Annotated in this window: 23 protein-coding genes; 17 read left to right on the forward strand and 6 right to left on the reverse strand. The window is 40.8% G+C overall.

Annotation, left to right across the window (positions count from 1 at the left end):
* Position 1 precedes the first annotated feature (1 nt).
* The 5 genes from ACQRD1_RS09790 to hemW all read left to right on the forward strand — a co-directional run bounded on the left by ACQRD1_RS09790 (position 2) and on the right by hemW (position 7,282).
* Entirely contained in the window at positions 2 to 2,203 is a 2,202-nt protein-coding gene (locus ACQRD1_RS09790; protein ID WP_427787427.1) for a DNA internalization-related competence protein ComEC/Rec2, read from the forward strand.
* A 92-nt stretch (positions 2,204 to 2,295) separates the two neighbouring features.
* Positions 2,296 to 3,309, forward strand: coding sequence for an alpha-hydroxy-acid oxidizing protein (locus ACQRD1_RS09795; RefSeq protein WP_235233265.1), 1,014 nt, complete (start codon positions 2,296 to 2,298; stop codon positions 3,307 to 3,309).
* Between the two features lie 3 nt (positions 3,310 to 3,312).
* Positions 3,313 to 4,293 (forward strand): DNA polymerase III subunit delta, encoded by a 981-nt coding sequence (holA, locus tag ACQRD1_RS09800; protein WP_235233266.1) that lies wholly within the window; start codon positions 3,313 to 3,315, stop codon positions 4,291 to 4,293.
* 65 nt (positions 4,294 to 4,358) lie between these two features.
* Complete coding sequence (gene lepA / locus ACQRD1_RS09805) at positions 4,359 to 6,170, forward strand: translation elongation factor 4 (RefSeq protein ID WP_235233267.1); 1,812 nt, start codon at positions 4,359 to 4,361, stop codon at positions 6,168 to 6,170.
* Positions 6,170 to 7,282, forward strand: a complete 1,113-nt coding sequence (gene hemW / locus ACQRD1_RS09810) for a radical SAM family heme chaperone HemW (protein WP_427787430.1) — start codon at positions 6,170 to 6,172, stop codon at positions 7,280 to 7,282. The genes lepA and hemW overlap by 1 nt, the downstream gene beginning before the upstream one ends.
* 68 nt (positions 7,283 to 7,350) lie before the next feature.
* On the opposite strand, the gene ACQRD1_RS09815 is transcribed toward hemW, so the two are convergent.
* Genes ACQRD1_RS09815 through ACQRD1_RS09835 form a run of 5 tightly spaced genes read right to left on the reverse strand, consistent with a single transcriptional unit; the run spans position 7,351 to position 11,058 of the window.
* Positions 7,351 to 7,905 carry a chromate transporter gene (locus ACQRD1_RS09815; RefSeq protein ID WP_235233269.1) on the reverse strand — a complete coding sequence of 185 codons (555 nt, stop codon included), beginning with the start codon at positions 7,903 to 7,905 and terminating at the stop codon, positions 7,351 to 7,353.
* On the reverse strand, positions 7,902 to 8,453 hold the full coding sequence (locus tag ACQRD1_RS09820; protein WP_235233270.1) for a chromate transporter: 552 nt from the start codon (positions 8,451 to 8,453) through the stop codon (positions 7,902 to 7,904). The genes ACQRD1_RS09815 and ACQRD1_RS09820 overlap by 4 nt, the downstream gene beginning before the upstream one ends.
* A 16-nt stretch (positions 8,454 to 8,469) precedes the next feature.
* Positions 8,470 to 8,982 (reverse strand): DUF4364 family protein, encoded by a 513-nt coding sequence (locus ACQRD1_RS09825; protein WP_235233271.1) that lies wholly within the window; start codon positions 8,980 to 8,982, stop codon positions 8,470 to 8,472.
* A 2-nt stretch (positions 8,983 to 8,984) separates the two neighbouring features.
* The gene (locus tag ACQRD1_RS09830) at positions 8,985 to 9,908 is read right to left on the reverse strand and encodes a TIGR01212 family radical SAM protein (protein WP_235233272.1); all 924 of its coding nucleotides are present in this window, start codon (positions 9,906 to 9,908) and stop codon (positions 8,985 to 8,987) included.
* Between the two features lies 1 nt (position 9,909).
* Complete coding sequence (locus ACQRD1_RS09835) at positions 9,910 to 11,058, reverse strand: NAD(P)-dependent malic enzyme (protein WP_235233273.1); 1,149 nt, start codon at positions 11,056 to 11,058, stop codon at positions 9,910 to 9,912.
* A gap of 186 nt (positions 11,059 to 11,244) precedes the next feature.
* Between ACQRD1_RS09835 and rho the strand changes: the two genes are divergently transcribed.
* The 10 genes from rho to ACQRD1_RS09885 all read left to right on the forward strand — a co-directional run bounded on the left by rho (position 11,245) and on the right by ACQRD1_RS09885 (position 21,702).
* On the forward strand, positions 11,245 to 12,582 hold the full coding sequence (rho, locus tag ACQRD1_RS09840) for a transcription termination factor Rho (RefSeq protein WP_235233300.1): 1,338 nt from the start codon (positions 11,245 to 11,247) through the stop codon (positions 12,580 to 12,582).
* Between the two features lie 98 nt (positions 12,583 to 12,680).
* Positions 12,681 to 12,884 carry a 50S ribosomal protein L31 gene (gene rpmE, locus ACQRD1_RS09845; RefSeq protein ID WP_235233274.1) on the forward strand — a complete coding sequence of 68 codons (204 nt, stop codon included), beginning with the start codon at positions 12,681 to 12,683 and terminating at the stop codon, positions 12,882 to 12,884.
* A 72-nt stretch (positions 12,885 to 12,956) separates the two neighbouring features.
* Positions 12,957 to 13,895 (forward strand): DUF1385 domain-containing protein, encoded by a 939-nt coding sequence (locus tag ACQRD1_RS09850; protein WP_235233275.1) that lies wholly within the window; start codon positions 12,957 to 12,959, stop codon positions 13,893 to 13,895.
* Entirely contained in the window at positions 13,858 to 14,718 is an 861-nt protein-coding gene (prmC, locus tag ACQRD1_RS09855) for a peptide chain release factor N(5)-glutamine methyltransferase (RefSeq protein WP_235233276.1), read from the forward strand. Before ACQRD1_RS09850 ends, prmC begins: the two co-directional genes overlap by 38 nt.
* 50 nt (positions 14,719 to 14,768) lie before the next feature.
* The gene (prfA, locus tag ACQRD1_RS09860; RefSeq protein ID WP_235233277.1) at positions 14,769 to 15,845 is read left to right on the forward strand and encodes a peptide chain release factor 1; all 1,077 of its coding nucleotides are present in this window, start codon (positions 14,769 to 14,771) and stop codon (positions 15,843 to 15,845) included.
* A 117-nt stretch (positions 15,846 to 15,962) separates the two neighbouring features.
* On the forward strand, positions 15,963 to 17,936 hold the full coding sequence (locus ACQRD1_RS09865; protein ID WP_235233278.1) for a bifunctional metallophosphatase/5'-nucleotidase: 1,974 nt from the start codon (positions 15,963 to 15,965) through the stop codon (positions 17,934 to 17,936).
* 35 nt (positions 17,937 to 17,971) lie between these two features.
* Entirely contained in the window at positions 17,972 to 18,889 is a 918-nt protein-coding gene (locus tag ACQRD1_RS09870) for a DUF2156 domain-containing protein (protein ID WP_235233279.1), read from the forward strand.
* 18 nt (positions 18,890 to 18,907) lie between these two features.
* Entirely contained in the window at positions 18,908 to 20,095 is a 1,188-nt protein-coding gene (locus ACQRD1_RS09875) for a pyridoxal phosphate-dependent aminotransferase (protein ID WP_235233280.1), read from the forward strand.
* Positions 20,096 to 20,117: 22 nt separating this feature from the next.
* Complete coding sequence (hisC, locus tag ACQRD1_RS09880) at positions 20,118 to 21,176, forward strand: histidinol-phosphate transaminase (protein WP_235233281.1); 1,059 nt, start codon at positions 20,118 to 20,120, stop codon at positions 21,174 to 21,176.
* A 13-nt stretch (positions 21,177 to 21,189) separates the two neighbouring features.
* Positions 21,190 to 21,702, forward strand: a complete 513-nt coding sequence (locus ACQRD1_RS09885; protein ID WP_235233282.1) for a COG2426 family protein — start codon at positions 21,190 to 21,192, stop codon at positions 21,700 to 21,702.
* Between the two features lie 90 nt (positions 21,703 to 21,792).
* Here the strand turns inward: ACQRD1_RS09885 and ACQRD1_RS09890 are convergent, their stop codons facing one another.
* Positions 21,793 to 21,969 (reverse strand): hypothetical protein, encoded by a 177-nt coding sequence (locus ACQRD1_RS09890; protein ID WP_235233283.1) that lies wholly within the window; start codon positions 21,967 to 21,969, stop codon positions 21,793 to 21,795.
* A 246-nt stretch (positions 21,970 to 22,215) separates the two neighbouring features.
* Here ACQRD1_RS09890 and ACQRD1_RS09895 point away from each other — a divergent pair, with 246 nt between their 5' ends.
* Both ACQRD1_RS09895 and ACQRD1_RS09900 read left to right on the forward strand, forming a co-directional pair.
* Positions 22,216 to 23,175, forward strand: coding sequence for a carbohydrate kinase family protein (locus ACQRD1_RS09895; protein ID WP_235233284.1), 960 nt, complete (start codon positions 22,216 to 22,218; stop codon positions 23,173 to 23,175).
* Between the two features lie 7 nt (positions 23,176 to 23,182).
* On the forward strand, positions 23,183 to 24,523 hold the full coding sequence (locus tag ACQRD1_RS09900; RefSeq protein WP_235233285.1) for a MurT ligase domain-containing protein: 1,341 nt from the start codon (positions 23,183 to 23,185) through the stop codon (positions 24,521 to 24,523).
* Positions 24,524 to 24,537: the final 14 nt, after the last annotated feature.

Raw genomic sequence — 24,537 nt, forward strand, 5'->3', positions numbered from 1 at the left:
CATGAAAAACAGGCCATTGTTAAGTGTGTGCCTGATAATATTGATGATGGTTGCTGTGAGTATAGCGGTTGGAGGAGAGAGGTTTGTAAAAGAACTTCGTCCTTCACCGCTTGAATGTATTGTGTCCCAAGGCGATACAATATCTTTACAGGGACAAATCTATTATTTTGAGCAGAAGGATAAATATCAGGCAGTATATCTAAAGAACAATTCTATTCAATATGAGAAACAATCGTTTCAAGAATCTAAGATTATCGTATACATAGATCCCGATTTACAAGTGAATATAGGAAATGTCATACAGGCAGAAGGAGAAGTCTCATTTTTTCAACATGCCAGAAATCCAGGAAATTTTGATCAGAAACAGTACTATCAGTGTCAGAATATTCATGGGTTGATGTGGGCAGAAAAAGTGACTGTAATTGATAGACAAGAATGGAAATTACAGTCTGGGCTTATGAAGTTCCGGCTTCAGTGGAAAGAGCAATTGATCAGAATGATGGGAGACGAAGATGGGACTGTATTAAGTGCCATGATGTTGGGGGAAAAGTCCTCTATGGATCAGGATTTAAGAACGCTTTATCAGGCAAATGGGATTGCGCATATACTTGCAATTTCAGGGCTGCATCTTTCCTTTGTAGGACTGGGAATGTATCGGATGTTACGTCGGCTGACAGGTTCATATTCTGTTGGAGGGGTGGCTGGAATATTTTTTCTGTGCATGTATATCTTGATGATCGGATGTACAGTATCAGCTATGCGTGCACTTGTAATGTTCCTGTTCAGAGTCGGGGCAGATATGACCGGTCGGCATTATGATGCGCCGACAGCATTTGCTTTTGCCGCAGTGGTAGTATTGTTGTGGAGACCGCTTTATCTGTTCGATGGCGGATTTTGGTTATCTTTCGGAGCAGTGTTGGCAATTCTACTGGTACTTCCAGCGTTTCAAGACTTCGCGTTTCAGGGAATTTGGGCCAGCGTCAGTATCAATCTCGTATTACTTCCCATTTTGTTATACTATTTTTTTGAGTTTCCACTTTATTCATTTCTGTTGAATCTTTTTGTAATTCCACTTATGTCAGTCTTGTTATTCCTGGGAATGGCAGGAAGCGGAATCTATGTGGTGTGTATGCCAATAGCTAAAATCCTTATGAAGATATGTGGAGTAATTCTCTGGATTTATAAAAAGGGTTGTAACATCGCCATTAGGCTTCCGGCATCTAGAATCGTGACTGGCAGACCACAGTTGTGGCAGATTGCAGTATATTATGTTGTGTTGTGTATGGTCTTACTTTTGCTATGGAAGAAATCAAACCGGTGCAAAGTACTGGCAGCAGCACTTTTGGGAATGGCAGTATTTGTGCTGGGATTACGCTGGGGTGAAGATGGAAAACTGATGACGACAATCTTAGATGTCGGGCAAGGGGATGGGATTTTTATCAAAGGACCGGATGGAGGAACATATCTGATTGATGGAGGAAGCAGTGATGTGAAAAAGATAGGACAATATAGAATTGAGCCTTTTTTAAAGTCACAGGGAGTATCTAGACTTGACTATGTAATCGTGACGCATGGAGACAGTGATCATATGAATGGGATTGAAGAATTGATAGATCGGAAGAAAATAGGAGTGACCATAGATACTCTGGTTCTTCCGGTGCAGGAAGTGTGGGGAGAAGAATTGGTGGCATTGGCAGAGAGAGCAAAAAAAGAAGGGATTCGTGTAGTTGTGATCGCTCCAGGTCAGGAGATCATGGAAGAGGAGCTGACTCTGACTTGTCTGCAACCAAGTGAAGCCGAAGAAGGATTAGAGACGGGAAATGAGACATCCATGGTAATGGCAGTGTCCTATGGGGAATATGATATGCTCCTTACTGGAGATGTAGAAGGCAAAGGAGAAGAAGAATTGACGGATCTTTTGAAGCATAAGTATAAAAATTGTTCTTGGGAAGTACTGAAAGTAGCCCACCATGGCTCTAAGAACTCTTCAAGCAAAGAATTCTTAGATGTGGTGAAACCACGATATGCTATTATATCAGCGGGACAAAAGAACCGATACGGACATCCGCATCAAGAGACGATTGCCAGGCTGGAAGAAGCAGAATGTAAAATTAAGTCAACACAAGAAACAGGTGCGGTAATGATAATTATCCATAAAAATGAGATGTACATAAAGTGGAATTGTTACGCAGACAATTCGTGATTACATTGGGGAAACAGTTGAATTCAAGAAAAAGATTCAGTATAATTCTAAAAGGAAGTTGATTTAAATGATACGAAAAGAGGTAATAGAAGATGACATATGAAGAAGTATTGAATCATGCAAAAACTTGCATGGGAGAACATTGCAAAGCCTGTCCGGTATGTAATGGAAAGGCTTGTGGCAATAAGATGCCGGGACCTGGAGCAAAGGGAAGTGGAACGGTGGCAATTCGTAATTATGATAAATGGCAGGAATTATGTGTGAACATGGATACGATCTGTGAAAATAAACCAGTAGACACTACATTGAATATTTTTGGAGAGTCTTTTAAATATCCGATTTTTGCCGCTCCAATCGGAGCGATGAAGTTGCATTATGGAGATAAATATGATGATCTGGAGTACAATGATATCCTGGTATCTGCCTGTGCAGATGCAGGAATTGCAGCATTTACCGGAGATGGTACTAATCCGGCAGTTATGGTGGCAGCAACCAAAGCAATCAAGGGAAAGGGAGGAAAAGGAATCCCGACAGTAAAACCGTGGGACATGAATACTTTAAGAGAAAAGTTGTCTATGATTCAGGATTCTGGTTCTTTTGCGGTGGCAATGGATATCGATGCGGCAGGTCTTCCGTTTTTGAAGAATCTTACTCCTCCGGCTGGAAGTAAATCAGTGGAAGAACTTCAGGAGATTGTGCGAGAAGCAAAAGTTCCTTTTATTCTGAAAGGTATCATGACTGTAAAAGGTGCGTTGAAGGCGAAAGAAGCCGGGGCGGCAGCAATTGTTGTATCGAATCATGGAGGACGTGTGCTGGATCAGTGTCCGGCAACAGCAGAAGTATTAGCAGACATTGTGGATGCAGTCGGAAAAGATATGAAGATATTTGTCGATGGAGGAATTCGTTCAGGTGTCGATATCTTTAAAGCGTTAGCACTTGGTGCAGATGCGGTTTTGATTGGACGTCCATACGTGACGGCTGTATATGGTGGAGCCGGAGAAGGTGTCGCAGCCTATACGGAAAAACTGGCTTCAGAATTAAAGGATACTATGGCAATGTGTGGGGCACATTCCCTGGAAGATATTTCAAGAGACATGGTAAGATAATTCATGAAAAGTTTGAATGAGGATATTAAATTAGGTCAATTTAAGCAAATATATCTCCTGTATGGGGAGGAGGCTTATTTGAAAAAACAGTATAAAGATAAGCTTACCAAAGCGATACTCCCAGATGGGGATACCGTGAATTATGCTTATTATGAGGGGAAAGGAATCAATCCGGCAGAATTGATCGATCTGGCGGAAACGATGCCGTTTTTTGCTGAGCGCAGATTGATCGTGATAGAAAATTCTGGCTTTTTTAAAAGTGCAACACCAGAATTAGCAGATTATATGAAAAATATGCCTGACACTGTCTGCTTCTTATTTGTAGAAAATGAAGTGGACAAGCGCGGTAAGATGTATAAGGCGGCAAAAGATAAGGGGCGGATCGTTGAAATGGGACGCCAGGATGAGAAGACACTTTTGTATTGGATTGCCGGTAATGTGAAAAGAGAAGGCAGACAGATCAAGGAATCTACAGCTCGTTATCTGGTGTCAAAAACAGGCACAGACATGGAGAATCTGGAAAAAGAGATGGAAAAGTTATTCTCCTATACATTGGGCAGAAACGAGATTACGGTACAGGATATTGACGATATCTGTACGACCCAGATTACCAACAAGATTTTTGAAATGGTGGAAGCGGTAGCTGTAAAACAGCAGAAAAAAGCCTTGAATTATTATTATGACCTGCTTGCATTGAAAGAACCGCCGATGCGAATCTTGTATCTTCTGGCCCGCCAGTTCAAACTACTTCTTGAAGTGAAGGATCTCTGTGGAAAAGGATATGAAAAATCACAGATTGCAAAGACTGTAGGACTCCATCCTTTTGTGGCTGGCAAGTATATACAGCAGTGCAGAACTTTTTCCAGGGAAGAGCTTAGAAGTATCATGGAAGAAGCAGTCAATACGGAAGAAATGGTAAAAACAGGACGTCTGAATGATGTGATGAGTGTGGAACTTTTCATTGTAAAATACAGTGCTGCGTGATATACTGAGCGCAGCGATTGCTGAAAATAATAATTGTAAATTTATGATTAAGGGGAAAGATATCAGTGGCAATAGATCAGAGTAAAATTCGTAATTTTTGTATTATAGCGCATATTGATCACGGAAAATCTACGCTGGCAGACCGTATTATTGAGATGACAGGTCTGCTTACCAGCCGGGAGATGCAGTCTCAGGTTCTTGACAATATGGAATTGGAGAGAGAGCGAGGAATTACCATCAAAGCGCAGGCGGTGCGTATTGTTTATAAGGCGAAGAACGGGGAAGAGTATATTTTCAATCTGATTGATACCCCAGGGCATGTGGATTTTAATTATGAAGTTTCCAGAAGTCTGGCTGCCTGTGATGGAGCAATTCTGGTAGTTGATGCCGCACAGGGTGTGGAGGCTCAGACACTGGCGAACGTCTATCTGGCATTGGATCATGATCTGGATGTTATGCCGGTGATTAATAAGATTGATCTTCCAAGTGCTGAGCCGGAGCGTGTGATTGAGGAGATTGAAGATGTCATTGGCATCGAGGCAACGGATGCACCATTGATCTCTGCAAAAACCGGATTGAATGTGGATCAGGTTCTGGAGCAGATTGTTGAGAAGATTCCGGCTCCTGTGGGAAATCCAGAGGCACCTTTGCAGGCTTTGATTTTTGACTCTTTATATGATTCTTATAAAGGTGTTATAGTATTCTGTCGAATCAAGGAAGGATCCGTTCGAAAGGGAACTCCGATTCTGATGATGGCGACCGGAGCAAAGGCTGAGGTCGTGGAAGTGGGCTACTTTGGCGCAGGACAGTTCATTCCTTGTGAGGAGCTAAGCGCAGGAATGGTAGGATATATTACGGCCAGTCTGAAGAATGTGAAGGATACTCGTGTGGGAGATACGATTACCAATGCGGTGGAACCATGTGCTGAACCACTTCCCGGATATAAGAAAGTAAACCCGATGGTTTATTGTGGCATGTATCCGGCAGATGGCGCGAAATACCCGGATCTTAGAGATGCGCTGGAAAAATTGCAGTTAAATGATGCGTCTTTGCAGTTTGAACCAGAGACATCTATTGCATTAGGATTTGGTTTCCGATGTGGCTTTTTGGGATTATTACATCTGGAAATTATTCAGGAACGTCTGGAGAGAGAATATAATCTGGATCTGGTAACGACCGCACCAGGTGTTATCTACAAGGTTCATAAAACCAATGGAGATGTTATTGAATTGACCAACCCGTCTAATCTTCCAGATCCATCAGAAATAGAGTATATGGAAGAACCTATGGTTAAGGCTGAAATCATGGTAACTTCCGAGTTTATCGGTGCCATTATGGATCTGTGTCAGGAACGCAGGGGAATCTATGATGGGATGGAATATATTGAAGAGACTCGTGCAGTGCTGAGATATCATTTGCCATTGAATGAGATTATCTATGATTTCTTTGATGCATTAAAATCTCGATCCCGAGGTTATGCATCCTTCGATTATGAGATGGATGGTTATGTACAGTCTAATCTTGTGAAACTGGATATTTTGATTAACAAAGAAGAGGTAGATGCGCTTTCCTTTATTATTCATGCAGATACAGCATATGAACGCGGACGTAAGATGTGTGAGAAGTTAAAGGAAGAGATTCCAAGACAGTTGTTCGAGATTCCGATTCAGGCTGCAATCGGAAGTAAGATTATTGCCAGAGAGACGGTAAAAGCGATGCGCAAAGATGTGTTGGCGAAATGCTACGGTGGTGATATCAGCCGTAAGAGGAAGCTTCTGGAAAAGCAAAAAGAAGGTAAGAAGCGTATGCGACAGGTGGGAAATGTTGAGATTCCACAAAAAGCATTTATGAGTGTATTAAAGCTGGATGATAAGTAATGAGACCATTAGAATTATATGTTCATATACCGTTCTGTGTGAAGAAATGCAGGTACTGTGATTTCCTGTCAGCACCTGCTTCGGCTGAAGAAAGACAGCGGTATGTAGAAGAACTTTGTGAGCAGATACGTGCTTATGGAGTGTTGTCAGGGGATTATCATATTGTCAGTGTTTTCATTGGCGGAGGGACACCGTCTATTCTGGAACCTGGGCAGATTCATGCGATTTTTGATGCTGTCAGAGGAACCTTTCCGGTAGATTCAGATGCAGAGATCTCAATAGAAGTGAATCCTGGTACTGTAGACCGGATGAAGATGAAGTCCTATCGGAAAGTTGGTATTAATCGTCTGAGTATAGGTCTTCAGTCGACGAATAATCAGGAATTAAAGATGCTTGGCAGGATTCATACATATGAAGATTTTCTGGAAACTTTCGTACTTGCAAGAGAAGAGGGATTTGACAATATTAATGTAGATCTGATGTCGGGAATACCATTTCAGACGCTGAAAGATTGGATGAAGACCCTGAGTACAGTGGCAGAATTGGGACTGGAACATATATCAGCATATAGTCTGATTATTGAGCCTGGCACGCCATTTTATGAAAAGTATGGCGAAGGAGAGCGGGCCAAAGCAAGAAGAAAAAGAGAGTTTCCCGATGAAGATACAGAACGTCTGATGTATCAGCTTACTGCAGATATTCTTAAGGAATATGGATATCACAGATATGAGATATCGAATTATGCCAGAGAAGGATATGAATGCCGTCATAATCTTGGATATTGGAATCGGGCAGAATATCTGGGTATTGGGACCGGAGCTGCATCTCTGATGCAAAACAGACGTTGGACACAGGGAGAAGAGCCAGAAGTCCTAAGCAGGGCAAATCAGATGGAGGAGTATATGTTCCTGGGGCTTCGAAAGATAGAAGGCGTGTCAAAAAGTAAGTTCCAGAAAGACTTTGGATGCATTATGGAAGATATTTATGGAAATGTCTTGCAGGATATGTATGATAAAAAACTGTTAGAAGAATCAGGAGATTATGTGAGACTGACAGAGAGAGGGATTGATATCAGTAATTATGTGATGAGTGAATTCCTTCTGGAAGACTAAGTATATAACCAATAAATGTAAGGCGCAGGGATTACTGCGCCTTCTCTATAGATAGAGATATATTATATTTACATTTGAAATAAAATTCCAATGATTGCACCCATAATAATCCATACAAGGGGGTGCAGTTTTTTTAATGGCTTGATCTGCATGAAAATAAATGCTATCAGGCAGACAGTAATGCTGATCAGATTGAGACGTGTCTGTCCATCGGTGGCACAGACCATCGTAATCTGTAAGAGCTCCCATACTGCATAACCTATCAGGGCGGCTACTGTAGGACGGATTCCATAAAAAACAGCTTTGACTGTAGGATTTTCACTAAAGTTTTCTAAGAATCTGGCGATCAGGACAATAATAACTAATGCTGGAGCTGTCAATGATAAAGTTGCAATCAGAGCGCCAGGAATACCAGCTGCCTGGTATCCGGCGTAAGTTGCCATATTAATGCCGACGGGTCCAGGGGTACTTTCACTGATTGCGACCATATTCGCAAGCTCACTGGCAGTAAACCAATCGTATTTTTCTGTCAGATCCATAAGGAAAGGAAGTGTAGCCATTCCACCGCCCACAGAAAATAAGCCGATTTTGAAAAATTCAAAAGCTAGTGTCAGATATATCATTTGGCACATCTCCTTTCTAGTTTTTTGGCAATGATTCCAACGAGACCTGCCAATATGATAATTACAGCAGTAGGAATCGGAGTAAAGCATGCCAGAAGAAAAGCTACAAGAAACAGAATAGCTCCGAGCTTATCGATAATACCCTTACGCGCCATAGATACAACGGTGTTGAGCATTAATGCACAGACAATAACGCGAATTCCTGCAAGTGCATGTACAACGAGTGGAAGATGGATAAAGTTCTGTAAAATGGATGCAATCAAACAGATAATAATGATGGAAGGTGAGATAACACCAAGTGTTCCGGCAACTCCTCCTGTGAAACCTGCTTGTTTATATCCGACGTAAGTTGCAGTGTTCACGGCAATGATACCCGGAGTACATTGGCCGATTGCATACATATCGAGAATTTCTTCTTCGGTACACCAATGGCGTTCTTCCACTACTTCTCTCTGAAGCATTGGCAGCATTGCAAGTCCACCGCCGAAAGTAAGTCCTCCTATTTTAAAAAAACTAATGTATAAGTCTCTTAATTTCTTTAATTTCATAAAATCCCCCTTTTGTTCACAGCAGATTTGACATAATCATTGCATAGACTTCCTGGTTCTTTTTGGTCCAGTTATTTGCTATGGTTTCGGCTTCGGCTTCTGTCGGAGCAGTGACTGTCAAGTCAATGAGAGGAACACCATGTTCGATTACCTGACATCGTACCGAATATTCCTGATTGGAATTGCGATAGTAATCTGATTTGACAGAAACTTCATTTTTTAATTCGTATTGCTTTTCTTTTAAAAAAGTATTGATATCTTGCTGAATGGCAGGAGATATATCATTTTTAAAGAAATGAATCGTCTCTGCACCTTCTTCAGTAAGATGGTAGAAGGTTCTGCTGTGCGTTGATTCTTCGCGGATGAAACCAGACTCGATGAGTTCCGATATTGCCTGCTGCAGTTTAAAATAAGTGGTATATCCTTCGTCCAGAATGAATTCTGATATCTGAGCATTGGTCAGAGGAAAATCTACTTTACTCAGCATATAGAGAACAATTAATTTATATAATTTGAAAGACGTGTCCATGGTCATAACTCCTTTCCTTGCCATATGTCGTGAGTTTTCAAATATGCCTGCATATTGTTTAATACCTGACGTTTATTTCCCGTCCATAAGGGGGCAATCAGAAGCGATTTCGGTCCGTCACCAGTAAGTCTGTGTATGACGATATCTGGGCGGAGATGACACAGGCACTGGCCAATGAGCGAAAAATATTCTTCCATATCCGGAAGCGAGAATGGATGTTCGTTGTAGTAATCGGCCAGATCTGTATCTTTTAGTATGTGTAATAATTGCAACTTCACTCCTTGAATATCCTGCGCATTCAGATAATGGACGGTATCAAGAATATCTTTGGTACTTTCTCCGGGGAGCCCTAGAATCATATGAACGATGACTGGGATATGAATAGCGCGAAGCTTCTGGACTGCCTGCTCAAATACAGGAAGTTCATAACCTCTTCTGATAAAATGGGCAGTCTTAGGGTGAATGGTCTGAAGGCCCAGCTCAACCCACACAGGCTTTATCTGGTTTAATTCATCTAATAATTCTATGATATCTGACCCGAGACAATCCGGTCGTGTGGCAATATCCAGAATCTTTATGTCAGGGTGATGAATTGCTTCAGTGAAGACTTCTCTTAGATAAGAAACTGGGGCATAGGTGTTGGTGTATGCCTGAAAATATGCGATGTAAGATACACCGGAATGCTTTTTGGCTACTTGAGATTTACCCTGTTCAATCTGTTCTGTAATTGACAATCTTCGATTAGAGGCAAAATCACCTGAACCGCCGGTACTGCAAAAGATACAGCCCCGGCGGCCCAAAGTGCCATCTCGGTTCGGACAGGTCATTCCTCCATCCAGAGAAATCTTATATAGTTTTTCTCCATAAGTCTGCTTTATATAATAATCAAGAGAATAATATCTTTTTTCTCCCCATCGGATAGTCATGTTAGATCAATTCCTTTACTGCGCGGCTGACAACATCGGCAACTCGCGGATCAAAAGCTTCTGGCAGAATGTTGTTTTCATTCAATTCATCATCAGAGACCAGACTTGCAATTGCTTTGGCGGTTGCTAATTTCATTTCTTCGGTAATCTGAGTTGCGCGTCCTTCTAAAGCACCTTTGAAGATACCAGGGAATGCAACAACATTATTGACTTGATTCGGAAAGTCGGATCGTCCGGTTCCTACGACTTTGGCACCAGCAGCTTTGGCAAGATCAGGCATGATTTCCGGTACTGGATTAGCCATTGCAAAGAGAATAGCATCCTGATTCATAGAAGCAACCATTTCCTGAGTCACGATATTAGGTGCAGAGACACCTACAAAGATATCTGCGCCCTTCAATGCATCTGCCAATGTTCCGGCCTTCCCTTCCAGGTTTGTAACTTCCACCATCTTCTGCTGCATCCAGTTCAGATTTGGGGAATCTTTACCTATAATTCCATTAATATCACACATGGTAATATGTTTGAAACCATAGGTAAGAAGTAATTTTGTTATAGCGACACCTGCAGATCCTGCACCGTTAACAACGACTTTGGAATCTTCTTTATTTTTGCCGGTTACTTTCATCGCATTGATGATTCCGGCAAGAACTACAATTGCTGTTCCATGCTGGTCATCGTGGAATACTGGGATGTCCAATAATTCTTTCAGTCGCTCTTCAATCTCAAAACAACGAGGAGCGCTGATATCTTCCAGATTGATACCGCCGAATGCCGGAGCAATATTGACGACAGTCTTGATAATCTCTTCTGTGTCTTGTGTGTCGAGACAGATAGGTACAGCATTTACTCCGCCGAATTCTTTGAATAATACTGCCTTGCCTTCCATAACTGGCATAGCGGCAAGAGCACCGATGTTGCCGAGACCAAGAACTGCGCTTCCATCAGAAACGACAGCAACGGTGTTGGATTTGATTGTATAGGTATAAGCAGCTTCTTTATCTTTTGCTATGACTTTGCAAGGTTCAGCGACACCTGGTGTATAGGCAATTGCAAGATCTTCACGGGAATTTACATGGGATTTTGCGGTTGTTTCAATCTTTCCCTGCCATTTTTCATGCATCATAAGTGCTTTTTCATTTGTTGTCATGGGGATACCACCTTTTCATTTATATTTTCATTGGTTATAATCATATCATTCCTGGAAAAGCAAATCAATAAAAAGGCTTTTAAAAATAGAAGAATTGTAGTATAATCATACCATATTCAAGAGAAGCTCAATCGAGCCTGAAAAATCCCATTGTGTTATATGGAGAATATGTGAGGAACGTTTATGATGAGAGAGAAGTATGAATCTTTGCCTTTGTCTACTTTAAAAGACCTTGCAAAAGCAAGGGGATTAAAAGGTATTTCAACCATGAAAAAGGCGGAATTGGTTGAACGTATGCTCGAGGAGGATGAAAAAGAGAAGCAGGTTTCCAGAGATGCGGTGAAAGAAATGTCTGCCAATACAGGAGATAAAGAAATGCATGACATAGACAGGTTGGACAGTGGTGTCAAGGCACGGGGAATTCTGGAGGTTCATCAGGATGGTTACGGATTTATCCGAAGTGCGAATTATCTTCCAGGAGAGAATGATGTCTATGTATCACCATCCCAGATTCGTAAGTTCAATCTGAAGACTGGAGATATTCTGGAAGGGAATACTCGAATTAAGACACAACAGGAAAAGTTCAGCGCGTTGTTATATTTGACGAAGATTAATGAGATGGATCCGATGAAAGCGATGCGCAGAGCGAATTTTGAAGATATGACTCCAATTTTTCCAAACGAAAGGTTGCGTCTGGAATGTGGTAAGACAAGCACAGCCATGCGTATTGTGGATCTTCTGTCTCCAATTGGAAAAGGACAGCGTGGAATGATCGTGTCACCTCCGAAGGCTGGTAAGACGACCTTGCTGAAGCAGGTGGCGTTGTCTGTACGTAAAAATAATCCGGAGATTCATCTGTTAATTTTGCTGATCGATGAGCGGCCGGAGGAAGTAACTGATATAAAGGAAGCAATTGAAGGCGATAATGTAGAAGTGATATACTCTACGTTTGATGAACTCCCGGAACATCACAAACGTGTGTCGGAGATGGTCATTGAGCGGGCAAAGCGTCTGGTAGAACATAAAAAAGATGTTATGATTCTATTGGATAGTATTACAAGGCTTGCAAGAGCATATAATCTTACGGTTCCGCCATCAGGAAGGACTTTATCAGGTGGTCTTGATCCGGCTGCCCTTCATATGCCAAAGAGGTTCTTTGGTGCGGCAAGAAATATGCGTGAGGGAGGAAGCCTTACGATATTGGCAACTGCATTGGTAGATACGGGAAGTAAGATGGATGATGTGGTCTATGAAGAATTTAAAGGTACTGGCAATATGGAATTGGTATTAGACCGCAAGTTATCAGAAAGAAGAGTGTTCCCTGCAATAGACATTCCAAAATCTGGGACAAGAAGAGAAGATCTTTTGTTGTCCAGGGAAGAGCAGGAGGCTGTGGATTCTATGCGCAGAGCATTGAATGGAATGAGGGCAGAAGAAGCGGTCGACAATATTCTGAATATGTTCAGTCGAACAAGAAATAATGCAGAATTGATTCAATTAGTAAAAAAGACAAAATTAATCTAGACAAGATACGATATTTATGATACAATGACAAAGCTGTTTAGAAAACGAAATTTAATTGCACATCGTGCATGTGACTAAATAAAGAAGAGGTGAAAATCATGAAAGAAGGAATACATCCAGCATATCATCAGGCAACTGTAACTTGTAACTGTGGCAATACATTTGTAACAGGATCTACAAAAGAAGATATTCACGTAGAAATTTGTTCTAAATGTCATCCATTCTATACAGGACAGCAGAAAGCAACTCAGGCTCGTGGTCGTGTTGATAAGTTCAATAAGAAATACGGAATGGACAAATAATATTTACAAGTATCGGGTTGAGGTTGATATAATCTCAACCCTTTTATGTTTATAGAAATAAAGGAGTTGTGTATGAAGTCATCAAATATTGGCGGACAGGCAGTGCTGGAGGGAATCATGATGAAGCATAAGGATGATTATGCTGTGGCAGTGCGCAAGCCGGATGGAGAGATTTTTGTACAGAAAGAGACTTATCAGAGTATTACGGGCAGATGGAAGAAACTGACGACAGTACCATTTGTCAGAGGAATCTTTAATTTTATTGATTCTATGGTACTGGGGATAAAGACATTGACGTTCTCTGCAAGTTTTTATGAAGAGGAAGAAGAGGTTCAGGAACTGACAGAAAAAGAAGCACAGAAGAAGGAAAAGCAGGAGAGCATTATTATGGGAATTACTGTGGTATTTTCCGTAGTCGCAGCAGTTGCAATCTTTATGGTATTACCATATTTCCTGTCTTTATTATTGAAGCCGTTGATTGCTTCCTATACTATCAGAACTGTCATAGAAGGATTCGTAAGAATAGGGATTTTTGTAGTGTATGTGCTTCTGATATCCAGAATGGAAGATATCCAGAGAACATTTATGTACCATGGGGCAGAGCATAAATGTATCAATTGTATTGAACATGGCTTGCCGCTTACAGTGGAAAATGTCCGTATCAGTTCCAGACAGCATAAGAGATGTGGAACTAGTTTCTTATTCTTTGTGTTGGCTATCAGTATTATTCTGTTATTGCTGATCAGAGTAGAATCTCCATTTATGCGGATAATTATCCGAATTGCTTTGCTTCCGGTAATTGCAGGAATCTCCTATGAAGTATTGAAACTGGCAGGATGCAGTGAAAACCCGCTGATCAACCTGTTCAGTAAGCCGGGACTCGCTATTCAGAAGTTGACAACAAAAGAACCGGATGACAGTATGATAGAAGTTGCGATACAGGCTGTGGAAGCAGTTTTCGATTGGAGAGCATATGAAGCAGAAAATTTTCACACTGCAGAAGATATATAAAGAAGGCGTTGCTGCACTGACAGAGGCTGGGATCGCAGAGGCTGCATTAGATGCGTGGTATCTGCTTGAATATGTGACAAATATCAGCAGAGTGTCTTATTATGGAGATCCTGAAAGAGAGCTTACAGAAGGTCAGGTAAGACAATATCGGGATTGCATTGCAAGGCGTAAAAGCAGAATCCCCTTGCAGCATATCACCGGTGAGCAGGAATTTATGGGATATTCGTTCTATGTTAATGAACATGTGTTGATACCCAGGCAGGACACAGAGGTACTGGTAGAAGAAGCGATAAAGGTAGTTCGTGCAGGGACACCTGGAATGAAAGTGCTGGACATGTGTACCGGCTCAGGATGTATCTTGTTGAGTCTCTTGAAATTATGTCCGGGAACTGTGGGAACCGGATGTGATATATCAGAAGATGCATTGAAGGTGGCAAAAAGAAATTCCGAGAGGTTGGAAGTCGCGGCAGAATTTGTACAGAGTAATCTTTTTGAACATATAGAAGAAAAATATCAGCTGATTGTATCAAATCCACCCTATATTCGTACTGCTGTTATCAAAGAACTTCAAGAGGAAGTCCGTTTTCATGATCCAAGGATTGCGTTAGATGGAAGAGAAGACGGTCTGTACTTTTACCGTAAGATAATAGAAGAAGGCAAAAGATATCTGGAAGATGGAGGATTCCTGATGTTTGAAATCGGTCACGATCAGGGATCGGATGTGTCGTATCTTATGGGAGAAAGTGGATATAAGGATATAAAAGTAAAAAAGGATTTGGCAGGTCTTGACCGTGTGGTTACAGGCATGTACAATAAAAGATAACGTGCGCAAGGGAAATGTCTTGCGTAAGGATAGATTGAGGAGGAAGAGTTATGTTTGACAAATTAGAGGATTTGCTCATTCGTCTGGAAGAGATATTGAGTGAGTTGCAGGAGCCGGATGTGGCCAATGACCAGGCCAGATTCCGTAAGCTCATGAAAGAACAGAATGAACTGACCCCCATTGTTGAGGCATATAAGGAATATAAAGCATGCAAGCAGACAATCGCAGACAGTCTTGAGATGTTAGAAGAGGAATCTGATGAAGAGATGCGTGAGCTTGCCAAAGAAGAATTAAATGAAGCGAAGGCAAGAGTAGAAGAACTGGAGAAAGAACTTAAGATTCTTCTGTTGCCAAAAGACCCGAATGATGATAAAAACGTTGTGGTAGAGATTCGTGCAGGTGCCGGCGGAGATGAAGCTGCACTTTTTGCAGCAGAGATTTATCGTATGTATCTTCATTACGCAGAGAGCAAACGTTGGAAAGTAGAATTGGTAGAGTGTGAAGAAATCGGTATTGGTGGTATGAAGAATGTTACCTTTATGATCAATGGGCAGGGTGCCTATTCGGTAATGAAGTATGAGTCTGGTGTTCATCGTGTACAGCGTGTTCCAGAGACAGAATCAGGCGGACGAATTCATACATCTACGATTACGGTCGCTGTGATGCCAGAGGCAGAAGACGTAGACATTCAGATCGATGAAAAGGATATCCGTATCGATGTTATGCGTGCATCCGGTAATGGTGGACAATGCGTCAATACCACTGACTCCGCGGTGCGTCTGACCCATTACCCGACAGGAATTGTAATCTACAGTCAGACGGAGAAGTCTCAGCTTCAGAATAAGGAAAAGGCATTCGCGTTATTACGTGCAAAGCTGTATGATATCGAATGTCAGAAGCAGCATGATGCGGAAGCAGAAGCAAGAAAGAGCCAGATCGGTACCGGAGACCGTTCCGAGAAGATCCGTACTTATAACTTCCCACAGGGACGTGTGACAGATCACCGAATCGGATTGACACTGTATAAGCTTGATAAGATTATGAACGGAGATATCCAGGAGATCATTGATGCGTGTATCGCAGCTGATCAGGCAGCGAAACTTGCAAATATGAATGAAAATGAATAGGATGAAATAGCAATACAAGATAAACCTTCCGAAAAATGCAGCAGAGGAAGGTTTTATTGTATTCAAAAGGGGAAAGATAATTTTTAACAATATTGTTGATAAAAAGGGGAATAAGATATGAACTTTAGAAAAAGAATGATGGCATCTATGCTGTTGGTTATCATGCTTTGTCTGATGTGTGTGACATCCGTGGTGGCTGAAGAGACGACATCTGTTGATTCGGATGGAGAGCAGAAAGTAAAAATATTATTTACTCACGACATGCATTCCCATCTGGATGCATATAAATCAGAGGAATCCGTCATGATTGGCGGGCTTGCTAAGATGAAGACGTTGATTGATGAAAAGAAAGCTGAAAATCCGGCGACGTTTCTGGTGGATGGCGGAGATTTTTCCATGGGAACGCTTTATCAGACCATTTATGAGACAGATGCAACAGAGCTTACGATGCTGGGACGCCTGGGGTACGATGTTACTACCTTTGGCAATCATGAGTTTGATTATCGAAGTGAAGGTGTCAGCAATATGTTTCATGCAGCTTTGAAAAATGCAGAGGAAGATTCATCGCTTCAACTGCCAGCTTTTGTATGTGCGAATATTGACTGGGCGAAGAATACATCTGAAGATAATGAACGGATTCACCAGGCGCTTGAGGATTACGGAAGTACACCGTACGTGATTGTCGAGCATGGAGGAGTAAGAATCGGTGTCTATGGTGTCCTGGGAGAAGATGCAGAGGACTGTGCGCCGGAGAGTGGGCTTACTTTTGAAAGTATAGTGGATACTTCAAAAGAAATGGTCGATCAATTGGAAAAAGAAGATGTAGATATGATCGTATGTCTTTCTCATAGTGGGACCAGTGAAGATGAAGGCAAATCGGAAGACGAACTTCTGGCAAAAGAAGTGCCGGAGATTGATGTGATCATCAGCGGTCATACTCATACGAAGTTAGAGGAACCGATTCAGAAGGGGGATACTTACATTGTGTCTGCCGGCTGTTATGGGGAGAATCTGGGAGAACTGGATCTGATCCAAAAGGAAGATGGACGATGGGAACTGGATGAATATCAATTGAATCATCTGGATGATTCGGTGAAAGAAGATGAAGCGATAACGACGGAACTTGAAAAATATAAAGAAAAGGTAGACGAAGAGTATCTGAAGCAGTTTGGCTATACATTTGATCAGGTGTTGGCAGAAAATAATGTAGAATTTACACAAAGAGATGATTTTGCGGAAGAATTAGAAGAAGATCCACTGGGAAGCATTATTGCAGATTCGTATATCTATGCGGTAGAAAAGGCGGAAGGAGCGGAATATAAGCCGGTGGATGTTGCAATTGCTCCTTCAGGAGTGATTCGTGACACTTTGCAAAAAGGAAAAGTAACAGTGTCAGATGTGTTTAATATCAGTTCATTAGGAATCGGTGCGGATCGTATTCCAGGTTATCCGTTGGTGAGTGTATATCTGACAGGAAAGGAATTGAAGACGGTCGCAGAGATTGATGTATCTGTGTCGCCAATCATGACGGCGGCCCAGTTATATCCAAGTGGAATGCGCTGGACTTATAATCCGAGCCGTATGATTCTGAATCGTGTCATAGAAGTTGAACTGTCACAGAATGTTCCATATACAGAAGAAAAACAGACGGAGGAGATTCAGGATGACAAGCTCTATCGTGTAGTAGCAGGTTTGTATTCTGCGCAGATGCTTGGAACAGTAGAAGATACATCAAAGGGACTTCTGAAAATTACACCGAAAGATGAGAATGGAAATAAGATTGAGGATTTTGAAGATTATATTGTGCACGACCAGAGTGGAAATGAAGTGAAAGAATGGTATGCACTTGCATCTTATCTGGAATCATTTGAGCAAAATGAGAAGGGTATATCACAGATTCCTTTTTATTACGGAGAAAAGGAAGGAAGAAAACTGGAAGATGACAGTAAGAATATTATTGAATTGGTAAAACAACCGAATAAATTTGCATTTATGTTATATGCCTTGATTCTTTTTATTGTGCTGATTATCGTGTTTGTTATAAGATTTATAATAAAAAGAAGAAAAAAGAAAAAAAATATGCTATACTAAAAAACGTTCAATGAAAAGAGAAAAGAAGGTAAAGTATGTTAGAGATACAATTTAAGAGAGCTGAACTGGAAGATAAAGAAATTATATCACATTATTTTAATCATCATACCAGCAGAAGCTGTGAAAGAACATTTGCAAATGTTTTTTTGTGGTCCAGGCAGTATCCGGTGAAGTGGGCAATCGTAGAAGATGCACTGGTGTTCAAGAGTGAAGATGAGACACATCTGGCATTCGCATATCCGGCGGGTGAACCCGCGAATGTGAAAAAAGCATTAGAAGTATTGATGCAGTACAGTAAGGAACGCAATGTTCCGTTTGCGATGTATAATGTGACACCGGAGTATTTTGCACAGTTAGAAGAATGGTATCCGGGAAGATTTCAGATTGAGTATGACCGTGATAGTGCAGATTATGTGTATGAATCTGAAAAACTAGCGACCTTGTCGGGGAAGAAGTTACATGGGAAGCGGAACCATATCAATAAATTTAAAGCAATGTATGAAGACAGATGGTCTTATGAAAGTGTAACGAAAGATAATATAGAGGAATGTTTTCAGATGGCTTTGAAATGGCGTAATCAGAACGGATGTGAAGATGACCCCGAGAAAAGAGGAGAAGTCTGTGTTACTATGAATGCCCTTCGACTGTTTGAAGAACTGGAACTTAAAGGTGGAATCTTAAGAATTGATGGTGAAGTTGTTGCTTTTTCGTTGGGAGAACCGATATGTTCAGATACTTTTGTTGTTCATATTGAAAAGGCATATGCAGATGTACAGGGAGCATATCCAATGATTAATCAGCAGTTTGTAGAGCATGAGTGTCAACAGTATCTATATGTCAACCGAGAAGAGGATACTGGAGCAGAAGGCCTGAGAAAGGCAAAATTATCCTATCGTCCCGTATTTATGGTAGAAAAGGGCGATGTAACAGAAAAAAACCAGAATAGAGAATAATACAAAGGAGAGAGAAAAATGATTGCAGAGAAAATGAAAAATATGGTAGCTAATAGTTCTGCTATTCGTGCAATGTTTGAAGAAGGAAACCGTCTTGCAAGCATCTACGGGGCAGAGAATGTGTTTGATTTTAGTCTGGGAAACCCAAATGTGCCGGCACCAGAGGCAGTAAAAAAAGCGATTATTGAATTGTTAGATGAGAATGATCCGGTTGTTCTTCATGGTTATACCAACAGTAACTCAGGATATGCAGATGTAAGAGAGACTGTTGCGAATTCTTTGAATGAGCGTTTTGGAACGAATTTTGAAGGAAAAAATATTATCATGACGGTTGGTGCTGCCGGAGGATTAAATGTAATTTTGAAAACTTTGATTAATCCAGGGGATGAAGTAATCACATTTGCGCCATATTTTGGTGAATATCGTTCTTATACCAATAACTACGATGGAGTCTTAGTGGAAATATCACCGAATACTGTAGATTTTCAGCCGAAATTAGATGAATTTGAGCAGAAGATCACACCGAAGACCAAGGCTGTTATCGTAAATACTCCGAATAATCCGACCGGTGTTGTATATTCAGAAGCAACAATCCAGAAATTGGCGGCAATCATGGAAGCAAAGCAAAAGGAATATGGTACAGATATTTATCTGATTTCAGATGAACCGTATCGTGAACTGGTGTATGATGGAGTGGAGGTTCCATATTTGACGAAGTATTATGCGAATACGATCGTAGGGTATTCATATAGTAAATCATTGTCTCTTCCTGGAGAACGTATTGGGTATCTGGTCATTCCAGATGAAGTGACAGATAGTGAAGATGTGTGTTCTGCAGCAAATGTAGCAACGCGTATTCTGGGATTTGTCAATGCACCTACATTGCAGCAGAAACTGGTGGCAAAATGTATCAATGAGAAGACAGACATCTCTTTCTATGACAGAAATAGAGAAGCTTTATACAATGGACTGAGAGATTGTGGATTTGAATGCATTAAACCAGAAGGTGCTTTTTATCTTTTTGTAAAATCTCCAATTGCAGATGAAAAAGAATTCTGCGCGGTAGCGAAAAAATATAATTTACTTCTGGTACCTGGAAGTTCCTTTGGATGCCCGGGTTATGTAAGACTTGCTTATTGTGTAGCTTATGAGACAATTATTAATTCACTGCCAAAATTCAAAGAACTGTCAAAGGAATATTTTTAACTACATAGCAAAGGATAAGAATATGAAAGCATTTGAAAAAAACATTCGTAAGGTAGAGCCTTATGTACCAGGAGAACAGCCTCAGAATAAAGTTGTCAAGCTGAATACGAATGAGAATCCATATCCACCGGCACCGGGAGTTGAGAAAGCTCTGGGAATGATGGATATGGACAGACTTCGTTTGTATCCAGACCCGACAGCAGCACCGTTGGTAAAAGAGCTGGCAAAATTCTATGATGTGAATCCAGATCAGGTTTTTGTTGGTGTGGGATCAGATGATGTGTTATCTATGTGCTTTCTGACATTCTTTAATTCAGAAAAGCCAATATTGTTTCCGGATATCACCTATTCTTTTTACAAGGTATGGGCAGATCTCTACAGGATTCCTTATGAATGCCAGAAACTGGATGAGAACTTCCGAATCAGAAAAGAAGATTACTATAAAGAAAATGGCGGTGTAATCTTCCCAAATCCGAATGCTCCTACGGCAATTTATGAAGAGTTGGATATGATTGAGGATATCATTACAAAGAACCAGGATGTAATTGTAATTATTGATGAGGCATATATTGATTTCGCGGAAGGGCATTCAGCAGTAGAATTAATTGACAAGTATGATAATCTGATCGTAGTTCAGACATTCTCAAAGTCTCGCTCTATGGCAGGAATGAGAATTGGATATGCAATCAGTAATCCGACATTGATACGTTATCTGAACGATGCCAAATATTCTTTTAATTCTTATACCATGAATCAGACTTCGCTGATCTGTGGTGCAGAGGCAGTGAAGGATAAGGAATATTTTGAAACAACAGTCCATAAGATTATTGAGACCAGAGAATGGGCCAAAGAAGAATTGAAAAAAATGGGATTCCAATTTGGAGATTCCAGGGCGAATTTCGTATTTGTTACGCATCCAGAGTATGATGCGAAAGAATTGTTTGAAGCATTGAGGGCAAATGGAATCTATGTTCGTTTCTGGGGAAGTGAAAGAATTGAACAATATCTTCGGATTACGATTGGAACCAGAGAAGAGATGGAGATTCTATTTTCATTTTTAAAGAAATACATGAACAAGTAAAAAGGAGAATTCTATGACAGAAACTTTAGTACAGGGAATTATTGATGCCCTTGGCGGAAGTGTAGGAAAAGAAGCCATTGTATTTATCATATCAATGATACCGATTCTGGAACTTCGTGGAGCACTTCTGGTCGCAGGACCATTACTGGGAGTTCCGGTGGCAAAAGCCATTCCAATATGTATCATTGGGAATATTATTCCGGTACCATTTATCCTGCTTTTGATTACGCCAATCTTTAACTGGATGAAGGGAACAAAAAAATTAAAACCGATGGTAGACAGATTAGAAGCCAAGGCTATGAGCAAAAGTGATAAGATTGAGAAATATGAATTCTGGGGTCTGGTACTCTTTGTGGGAATTCCGCTTCCGGGAACAGGTGCATGGACTGGATCATTGATTGCTGCATTACTTGGTGTAAAGTTTAAAAAAGCATTTCCAGCAGTTATCCTGGGAATCTGTATGGCTACGGTTATTATGTGGTTTATTTCTTATGTACTGTTAGGTGGAGTACATCTGCTGGGGTAGTATGAAAGAGAGTAAAGTTAAAACCCCCCTTTGTTGTGATTGAGTCATAACAAAGGGGGGTTTGTATGAACATTACTGAAAACAAGTTTTCTATCTTGCGCATAGAACAGTAGTGCGGACAACTGCAAAACCTTCATTTTCTTTTCTGTATGCATCTAGTGTTTCCTCAGATTTTACAGCCTCCTTAATAGTATGAATCTGAGCACCAATCACATATGCAAGATATCCAAAAAATAATATGCCTGTTAATATTAATGAACTACTCATGATAAAATCCTCCTTAAAAAAGTTTGTTAAATAATTATCTACCTGAATATTATTTTACCAGTATACCGGTGCTTCGTAAATGGGCAATGTGACAAAAAAATAACAAAATCATCTTGAGATTTGTTCATCATGCATGTTTGCCGGAAATGAAGATAAATTGTTCTTGTTATAGCGGCCTTGTCCTCTTTTAAAATTGATTATTGTATGGTAAAATATTAAGAAATATCAGAATAAGGAGTTATGGTTATGGAAAAATTATATGATGTAACAGCATTGGGTGAGATGTTAATAGATTTTACATTGAACGGACAGAGCGATCAAGGGAATAATCTTTTTGAGGCTTGTCCTGGAGGAGCTCCATGTAATGTACTGGCAATGTTAAATAAATTGGGAAGAAAGACAGCATTTATCGGAAAAGTAGGCGAAGATCAGTTCGGACGTCTGTTAAAGGGAACGATTGATGAACTGGGAATCGAGACGAAAGGACTGGTTCTGGATCAGGAGATTCACACAACACTTGCGTTTGTACATACATTTCCGGATGGAGACAGAGAATTCTCTTTTTATCGTAAACCGGGAGCAGATATGATGTTGACAGAAGATGAGGTGGATTATGATCTGATTCGCCAGTCAAAGGTATTCCATTTTGGAACCTTATCTATGACGGGCGAACCAGTTAGAACTGCAACAAAGAAAGCGTTAGAAGTGGCAAAGGAAGCTGGATGTCTGATTACATTTGATCCAAACTTACGGCCACCTCTTTGGGAGTCTCTGGAGGAAGCAAAAAAGCAGATGGAATATGGATTCCAGTATTGTGATGTTTTGAAGATTTCAGATAATGAGATTCAGTTTATATCCGGCATGGAAGATTATGATGACGGTATTCGCTATTTGCAGGAAAAATACAATATCCCTTTGATATTCCTGACTATGGGCAAGGAAGGAAGCCGTGCATATTACAAGGAGATGAGAGTCGAGCGCAAAGGTTTCCAGGTAAAGGCAATTGAAACGACAGGTGCTGGAGATACTTTCTGTGGATGTTCCATTCATGGTGTGTTGACACATGGATTGGAGAATTTAGATGAAGAGAAACTTGGTGATATTCTGACATATGCCAATGCGGGTGCAGCTTTGATTACAATGAAGAAAGGCGCTATTCGTTCTATGCCAGAACCAGAGAATATTTCAAAATTATTAGAGGAATAATCAGACCATGAGATTACGCAGAATGCTGGCTATATGGGCAGCGAAGATAACGGAGAAGATAAGTGTTCATGTGTTTCACCGTCAGGGAGTGACATGGGCCGGAAAAATTGCATTAAAGATATATCCTACTATATTAAAGGAATTGGCAGGACAGGTAAAAAACGATATCTTTATCGTATGCGGAACGAATGGTAAGACGACAACAAATAATATGCTCTGTGCGGCGATTGAGGCAGAAGGATATAAAGTGATCTGTAATCATACCGGTTCTAATATGCTGAATGGAGTCGTGGCAGCATTTGCTCTGGGAGCTGGGATTGGAGGCAGCCTAAAAGCAGATTATGCGTGTATAGAGGTAGATGAAGCCTCTACCAGAAGGGTGTTTCCGCATTTTAAACCAGATTATATGGTGTTGACCAATCTGTTCCGAGATCAATTAGATCGATATGGTGAGATTGACATAACCATGAATATTTTAAAAGAGGTCATGCAGCAGGCTCCAGATATGAAAGTTATCGTAAATGGAGATGATGCGTTATCCGCATACCTTGCAATGGACAGTGGAAATCCATTCGTTACTTATGGAATCAGTGAAAAGGTCATGGATGACAAGGATTCTCATGAAATCAGAGAGGGGCGTTTCTGTAAGCGATGCGGAGCGCAACTCCATTACAATTTCTATCATTACAGTCAGTTGGGAGATTATGCTTGTACAGGCTGTGATTTTAAGCGACCGGAGATTCAGTTCAATGGTTCGGAGATTGAAGTTGGGGATCATTTGGCATTTACAGTTGAAGGGAGAAGACTTCAGGCGAATTATAAGGGCTTTTATAATGCTTATAATATACTGGCTGCATATTCTGCAGCCAGAACGGCTGGCCTTAAGGTAGAGCATTTTAATGATATGCTGGCCAGATTTAACCCGGAAAACGGACGTATGGAACAGTTCATGATCAAAGATACCCGGATTGTACTGAATCTTGCCAAAAATCCGGCAGGTTTTAACCAGAATATATCTGCCGTTATGCAGGATGAGACCTTGAAGGATATTATCATTGTTATTAATGATAATGCACAGGATGGGACGGATGTATCCTGGCTGTGGGATGTAGATTTTGATCGTTTCAAAGAGGCGAACATTAATTCTATTACAGTCAGTGGGATTCGGTGCCATGACATGGGATTGCGGATGAAATATGTGGATATTTCTTCTATGTTGGAACCTGATGTTGGAAAGGCGATCTGCGAACGTGTAGAGAATGGCTGCGGCAATCTCTATGTGTTGGTGAACTATACAGCGTTGTTCAGCACCAGAAATGTGTTAAAGAAACTGGAAGGAGATAGATAATGGATACGAAGGAC

The sequence above is a fragment of the Bariatricus sp. SGI.019 genome (assembly GCF_050315235.1).
Lineage (GTDB): Bacteria > Bacillota > Clostridia > Lachnospirales > Lachnospiraceae > JAFBIX01.

What these genes read in the sequence shown, in the direction of transcription:
- ACQRD1_RS09790 (WP_427787427.1), top strand. Translation starts at nt 2, where the DNA reads ATGAAAAACAGGCCATTGTTAAGTGTGTGCCTGATAATATTGATGATG.
- ACQRD1_RS09795 (WP_235233265.1), top strand. Translation starts at nt 2,296, where the DNA reads ATGACATATGAAGAAGTATTGAATCATGCAAAAACTTGCATGGGAGAA.
- holA (WP_235233266.1), top strand. Translation starts at nt 3,313, where the DNA reads ATGAAAAGTTTGAATGAGGATATTAAATTAGGTCAATTTAAGCAAATA.
- hemW (WP_427787430.1), top strand. Translation starts at nt 6,170, where the DNA reads ATGAGACCATTAGAATTATATGTTCATATACCGTTCTGTGTGAAGAAA.
- ACQRD1_RS09815 (WP_235233269.1), bottom strand. Translation starts at nt 7,905, where the DNA reads ATGATATATCTGACACTAGCTTTTGAATTTTTCAAAATCGGCTTATTT.
- ACQRD1_RS09820 (WP_235233270.1), bottom strand. Translation starts at nt 8,453, where the DNA reads ATGAAATTAAAGAAATTAAGAGACTTATACATTAGTTTTTTTAAAATA.
- ACQRD1_RS09825 (WP_235233271.1), bottom strand. Translation starts at nt 8,982, where the DNA reads ATGGACACGTCTTTCAAATTATATAAATTAATTGTTCTCTATATGCTG.
- ACQRD1_RS09830 (WP_235233272.1), bottom strand. Translation starts at nt 9,908, where the DNA reads ATGACTATCCGATGGGGAGAAAAAAGATATTATTCTCTTGATTATTAT.
- ACQRD1_RS09835 (WP_235233273.1), bottom strand. Translation starts at nt 11,058, where the DNA reads ATGACAACAAATGAAAAAGCACTTATGATGCATGAAAAATGGCAGGGA.
- rho (WP_235233300.1), top strand. Translation starts at nt 11,245, where the DNA reads ATGAGAGAGAAGTATGAATCTTTGCCTTTGTCTACTTTAAAAGACCTT.
- rpmE (WP_235233274.1), top strand. Translation starts at nt 12,681, where the DNA reads ATGAAAGAAGGAATACATCCAGCATATCATCAGGCAACTGTAACTTGT.
- ACQRD1_RS09850 (WP_235233275.1), top strand. Translation starts at nt 12,957, where the DNA reads ATGAAGTCATCAAATATTGGCGGACAGGCAGTGCTGGAGGGAATCATG.
- prmC (WP_235233276.1), top strand. Translation starts at nt 13,858, where the DNA reads ATGAAGCAGAAAATTTTCACACTGCAGAAGATATATAAAGAAGGCGTT.
- prfA (WP_235233277.1), top strand. Translation starts at nt 14,769, where the DNA reads ATGTTTGACAAATTAGAGGATTTGCTCATTCGTCTGGAAGAGATATTG.
- ACQRD1_RS09865 (WP_235233278.1), top strand. Translation starts at nt 15,963, where the DNA reads ATGAACTTTAGAAAAAGAATGATGGCATCTATGCTGTTGGTTATCATG.
- ACQRD1_RS09870 (WP_235233279.1), top strand. Translation starts at nt 17,972, where the DNA reads ATGTTAGAGATACAATTTAAGAGAGCTGAACTGGAAGATAAAGAAATT.
- ACQRD1_RS09875 (WP_235233280.1), top strand. Translation starts at nt 18,908, where the DNA reads ATGATTGCAGAGAAAATGAAAAATATGGTAGCTAATAGTTCTGCTATT.
- hisC (WP_235233281.1), top strand. Translation starts at nt 20,118, where the DNA reads ATGAAAGCATTTGAAAAAAACATTCGTAAGGTAGAGCCTTATGTACCA.
- ACQRD1_RS09885 (WP_235233282.1), top strand. Translation starts at nt 21,190, where the DNA reads ATGACAGAAACTTTAGTACAGGGAATTATTGATGCCCTTGGCGGAAGT.
- ACQRD1_RS09890 (WP_235233283.1), bottom strand. Translation starts at nt 21,969, where the DNA reads ATGAGTAGTTCATTAATATTAACAGGCATATTATTTTTTGGATATCTT.
- ACQRD1_RS09895 (WP_235233284.1), top strand. Translation starts at nt 22,216, where the DNA reads ATGGAAAAATTATATGATGTAACAGCATTGGGTGAGATGTTAATAGAT.
- ACQRD1_RS09900 (WP_235233285.1), top strand. Translation starts at nt 23,183, where the DNA reads ATGAGATTACGCAGAATGCTGGCTATATGGGCAGCGAAGATAACGGAG.